The sequence below is a fragment of the Roseateles albus genome (genome assembly GCF_028595345.1).
GTDB lineage: Bacteria > Pseudomonadota > Gammaproteobacteria > Burkholderiales > Burkholderiaceae_C > Paucibacter_A > Paucibacter_A albus.
Genome location: NZ_JAQQXT010000034.1, coordinates 1 through 5,709 on the forward strand (window position 1 = coordinate 1; position 5,709 = coordinate 5,709).

2 tRNA genes and 3 rRNA genes are annotated in these 5,709 nt (G+C 50.8%); all 5 read left to right on the top strand.

The annotated features are described in order from the left end of the window. Positions 1-260 precede the first annotated feature (260 nt). The 5 genes from PRZ03_RS23720 (at position 261) to rrf (ending at position 5,707) form a co-directional block, all read left to right on the top strand. A 16S ribosomal RNA gene (locus PRZ03_RS23720) occupies positions 261-1,784 on the top strand. A 198-nt stretch (positions 1,785-1,982) separates the two neighbouring features. Then, positions 1,983-2,059: transfer RNA gene (locus PRZ03_RS23725), tRNA-Ile, on the top strand. An 11-nt stretch (positions 2,060-2,070) separates the two neighbouring features. Continuing rightward, a tRNA-Ala gene (locus PRZ03_RS23730) sits at positions 2,071-2,146 on the top strand. A 350-nt stretch (positions 2,147-2,496) separates the two neighbouring features. Next, positions 2,497-5,377, top strand: a 23S ribosomal RNA gene (locus PRZ03_RS23735). A gap of 217 nt (positions 5,378-5,594) precedes the next feature. After that, positions 5,595-5,707, top strand: a 5S ribosomal RNA gene (gene rrf / locus PRZ03_RS23740). Together the 16S, 23S and 5S rRNA genes with 2 tRNA genes alongside form the textbook arrangement of a ribosomal RNA operon. The last annotated feature ends 2 nt before the right edge of the window (positions 5,708-5,709 follow it).

The window sequence follows — 5,709 nt, forward strand, 5'->3', positions numbered from 1 at the left end:
AAAATCAGTCATAATCCCGCTTCTGCGCTGCTAGCGAATGCGTTAGTAGCCAAGCAAAAACAAGAAGTTAGGCCTAGGCCGGACACTTGAGCTCTTTAATAATTCACAGCCGATAAGCGTGGGCGTTTGAAGATGAGTACTGAATGCAGGCGACTGTATTCAAGTCTCTTGACTTTAAACGCTCACGGAAATATTTGATTGGAATCATGCGTACTTAGGTAAGCAAGGTTTTAGTCGATTCCGTTGAGTAAAACAAGATCGAACTGTAGAGTTTGATCCTGGCTCAGATTGAACGCTGGCGGCATGCCTTACACATGCAAGTCGAACGGTAACAGGTTAAGCTGACGAGTGGCGAACGGGTGAGTAATATATCGGAACGTGCCCAGTTGTGGGGGATAACTACTCGAAAGAGTGGCTAATACCGCATGAGACCTGAGGGTGAAAGCGGGGGATCGCAAGACCTCGCGCAATTGGAGCGGCCGATATCAGATTAGCTAGTTGGTGGGGTAAAAGCCCACCAAGGCCACGATCTGTAGCTGGTCTGAGAGGACGACCAGCCACACTGGGACTGAGACACGGCCCAGACTCCTACGGGAGGCAGCAGTGGGGAATTTTGGACAATGGACGAAAGTCTGATCCAGCCATGCCGCGTGCGGGAAGAAGGCCTTCGGGTTGTAAACCGCTTTTGTCAGGGAAGAAACGGCTCGCTCTAATACAGTGGGCTAATGACGGTACCTGAAGAATAAGCACCGGCTAACTACGTGCCAGCAGCCGCGGTAATACGTAGGGTGCAAGCGTTAATCGGAATTACTGGGCGTAAAGCGTGCGCAGGCGGTTATGCAAGACAGATGTGAAATCCCCGGGCTCAACCTGGGAACTGCATTTGTGACTGCATGGCTAGAGTACGGTAGAGGGGGATGGAATTCCGCGTGTAGCAGTGAAATGCGTAGATATGCGGAGGAACACCGATGGCGAAGGCAATCCCCTGGACCTGTACTGACGCTCATGCACGAAAGCGTGGGGAGCAAACAGGATTAGATACCCTGGTAGTCCACGCCCTAAACGATGTCAACTGGTTGTTGGGAGGGTTTCTTCTCAGTAACGAAGCTAACGCGTGAAGTTGACCGCCTGGGGAGTACGGCCGCAAGGTTGAAACTCAAAGGAATTGACGGGGACCCGCACAAGCGGTGGATGATGTGGTTTAATTCGATGCAACGCGAAAAACCTTACCTACCCTTGACATGGACAGAATCCTGAAGAGATTTGGGAGTGCTTGAAAGAGAACTGTCACACAGGTGCTGCATGGCCGTCGTCAGCTCGTGTCGTGAGATGTTGGGTTAAGTCCCGCAACGAGCGCAACCCTTGTCATTAGTTGCTACGAAAGGGCACTCTAATGAGACTGCCGGTGACAAACCGGAGGAAGGTGGGGATGACGTCAGGTCATCATGGCCCTTATGGGTAGGGCTACACACGTCATACAATGGCCGGTACAGAGGGCTGCCAACCCGCGAGGGGGAGCTAATCCCAGAAAACCGGTCGTAGTCCGGATCGTAGTCTGCAACTCGACTGCGTGAAGTCGGAATCGCTAGTAATCGCGGATCAGCTTGCCGCGGTGAATACGTTCCCGGGTCTTGTACACACCGCCCGTCACACCATGGGAGCGGGTTCTGCCAGAAGTAGTTAGCCTAACCGCAAGGAGGGCGATTACCACGGCAGGGTTCGTGACTGGGGTGAAGTCGTAACAAGGTAGCCGTATCGGAAGGTGCGGCTGGATCACCTCCTTTCTAGAAATGGTCGAGCCACGGTTGAGTTACTTGTAATTCAGCATGAGCGAGATCCACATGTACTCAGATTTAAGCGCCCACACTTATCGGCTGTATCACAACAGTGAATGAATAGAAGAAGTGAGCCTGTGGAGCTAGCCTAACAGTTGCAGAAAACAGGGAAGCTTCAGACCCGCAGGCCACGAGTGGATAACACGTGGGTCTGTAGCTCAGTTGGTTAGAGCATCGTCTTGATAAGGCGGGGGTCGCTGGTTCGAATCCAGCCAGACCCACCACGGTATACCGGGGGGGATTAGCTCAGTTGGGAGAGCACCTGCTTTGCAAGCAGGGGGTCAACGGTTCGAACCCGTTATCCTCCACCACCACTTCAGCATCAGATATTCGTTCATTGAGATGACAAACCAAAGTATCCGCGAACTGTGAAGTTCAGCGGTTGTTCTGGTTTGTCAGTTCAAACTGGCTGTGTTCTTTAACAATTTGTAGAGTCGAATCAGCGTTGTCGACGGAAAGTTCAATTTCTTTGTAAAGGGAATTGGACACCGTGCCGTCGGCAACATTTTGATTGCGTCAAACATAGACTTCAACTGAGCAAGAAATTGTTTAGATATGAAGGACGGCGTAACGCGTAAATACTCAAATAACGTACGGACCGATGAAACGGGTCTGTACGAGTTCTTGACCGACACTGCAGTCAGCGGTGTCAAAGTTATAGGGTCAAGTGACTAAGTGCATATGGTGGATGCCTAGGCGATTACAGGCGACGAAAGACGTGATAGCCTGCGATAAGCTTCGGGGAGCTGGCAAATTAGCTTTGATCCGGAGATTTCTGAATGGGGAAACCCACCGCGCGAGCGGTAACTCTGACTGAATACATAGGTCATTGTGGCGAACCGGGTGAACTGAAACATCTCAGTAGCTCGAGGAAAAGACATCAACCGAGATTCCGAAAGTAGCGGCGAGCGAAATTGGAGTAGCCTTTACGTTTTAGCATCGTGTATATCAGAACGGAATGGAAAGTCCGGCCATAGCGGGTGATAGCCCCGTATGAAAAATGCTGCGGTGTGGAACTAAGCGTAAGACAAGTAGGGCGGGACACGAGAAATCCTGTCTGAATATGGGGGGACCATCCTCCAAGGCTAAATACTCGTAATCGACCGATAGTGAACTAGTACCGTGAGGGAAAGGCGAAAAGAACCCCGGGAGGGGAGTGAAATAGATCCTGAAACCGTATGCATACAAAAAGTAGGAGCCGCAAGGTGACTGCGTACCTTTTGTATAATGGGTCAGCGACTTACATTCAGTGGCGAGGTTAACCGAATAGGGAAGCCGTAGAGAAATCGAGTCCGAATAGGGCGAATTAGTCGCTGGGTGTAGACCCGAAACCAAGTGATCTATCCATGGCCAGGATGAAGGTACCGTAACAGGTGCTGGAGGTCCGAACCGACTAATGTTGCAAAATTAGCGGATGAGCTGTGGATAGGGGTGAAAGGCTAAACAAACTTGGAAATAGCTGGTTCTCTCCGAAAACTATTTAGGTAGTGCCTCAAGTATTACCATCGGGGGTAGAGCACTGTTATGGCTAGGGGGTCATGGCGACTTACCAAACCATTGCAAACTCCGAATACCGATGAGTACAGCTTGGGAGACAGAGCACCGGGTGCTAACGTCCGGACTCAAGAGGGAAACAACCCAGACCGCCAGCTAAGGTCCCCAAAATTGGCTAAGTGGGAAACGAAGTGGGAAGGCTAAAACAGTCAGGATGTTGGCTTAGAAGCAGCCATCATTTAAAGAAAGCGTAATAGCTCACTGATCGAGTCGTCCTGCGCGGAAGATGTAACGGGGCTAAGCCAGTTACCGAAGCTGCGGATGTGCAATTTATTGCACGTGGTAGGAGAGCGTTCTGTAAGCCTGTGAAGGTGGTTTGTGAAGACTGCTGGAGGTATCAGAAGTGCGAATGCTGACATGAGTAGCGTTAAAGGGGGTGAAAAGCCCCCTCGCCGAAAGCGCAAGGTTTCCTACGCAACGTTCATCGGCGTAGGGTGAGTCGGCCCCTAAGGCGAGGCAGAGATGCGTAGCTGATGGGAAACAGGTAAATATTCCTGTACCGATTACAAGTGCGATGTGGGGACGGAGAAGGTTAGCTCAGCCAACTGTTGGATATGTTGGTTCAAGCGTGTAGTCATGCCCCTTAGGCAAATCCGGGGGGCTTAGATGAGGCGTGATAACGAGTCTGCTTGCAGACGAAGTGAGTGATACCCTGCTTCCAGGAAAAGCCACTAAGCTTCAGCTTGTAATTGACCGTACCGCAAACCGACACTGGTGCGCGAGATGAGTATTCTAAGGCGCTTGAGAGAACTCTGGAGAAGGAACTCGGCAAATTGACACCGTAACTTCGGAAGAAGGTGTGCCTCTAGTATGTGTAGAGATTTACTCTCGAAGCAGAATGAGGCCGCAGAGAATCGGTGGCTGCAACTGTTTATTAAAAACACAGCACTCTGCAAAGACGAAAGTCGACGTATAGGGTGTGACTCCTGCCCGGTGCTGGAAGATTAAATGATGGGGTGCAAGCTCTTGACTGAAGTCCCAGTAAACGGCGGCCGTAACTATAACGGTCCTAAGGTAGCGAAATTCCTTGTCGGGTAAGTTCCGACCTGCACGAATGGAGTAATGATGGCCACACTGTCTCCTCCAGAGACTCAGCGAAGTTGAAATGTTTGTGATGATGCAATCTCCCCGCGGAAAGACGGAAAGACCCCATGAACCTTTACTGTAGCTTTACATTGGATTTTGAACAGACCTGTGTAGGATAGGTGGGAGGCTTTGAAGAGTGGACGCTAGTTTGCTTGGAGCCAACGTTGAAATACCACCCTGGTGTGTTTGAGGTTCTAACCTTGGTCCCTTATCGGGATTGGGGACAGTGTATGGTGGGCAGTTTGACTGGGGCGGTCTCCTCCCAAAGTGTAACGGAGGAGTTCGAAGGTACGCTAAATACGGTCGGAAATCGTGTTGATAGTGCATTGGCATAAGCGTGCTTGACTGCGAGACTGACAAGTCGAGCAGGTACGAAAGTAGGACAAAGTGATCCGGTGGTTCTGTATGGAAGGGCCATCGCTCAACGGATAAAAGGTACTCTGGGGATAACAGGCTGATACCGCCCAAGAGTTCATATCGACGGCGGTGTTTGGCACCTCGATGTCGGCTCATCTCATCCTGGGGCTGTAGCCGGTCCCAAGGGTATGGCTGTTCGCCATTTAAAGAGGTACGTGAGCTGGGTTTAAAACGTCGTGAGACAGTTTGGTCCCTATCTTCCGTGGGCGCTGCAAGATTGAGAGAGCCTGCTCCTAGTACGAGAGGACCGGAGTGGACGCACCTCTGGTGTACCGGTTGTCACGCCAGTGGCATCGCCGGGTAGCTAAGTGCGGAAGAGATAACCGCTGAAAGCATCTAAGCGGGAAACTCGTCTCAAGATGAGTCTTGCCGGGGCCTAGAGCCCCCTGAAGGGTCGTTCGAGACCAGGACGTTGATAGGCTGGGTGTGGAAGCGCGGTAACGCGTTAAGCTAACCAGTACTAATTGCCCGTGAGGCTTGACCCTATAACTTTGACAGCTCGTGAAAGATGAAAATCAATCACTGGGTAGATCAAGGATATTTGAGAAAAGTACAAGTTATACCGTTCTTCAAAGAAGTCCGAGTTAACGCAATCAAAATAGAAGCTGATTCGAAGTGCAATACCTTAGTTAATAAGTTATACTGCACGACTCTACAAATTGGATTGATTGTTTGAAAAAAACAGTCAGTCAACCAGTTAAGCCTGATGACCATAGCGAGGCGGTCCCACTCCTTCCCATCCCGAACAGGACAGTGAAATGCCTCAGCGCCGATGATAGTGCGGATTCCCGTGTGAAAGTAGGTCATCGTCAGGCTA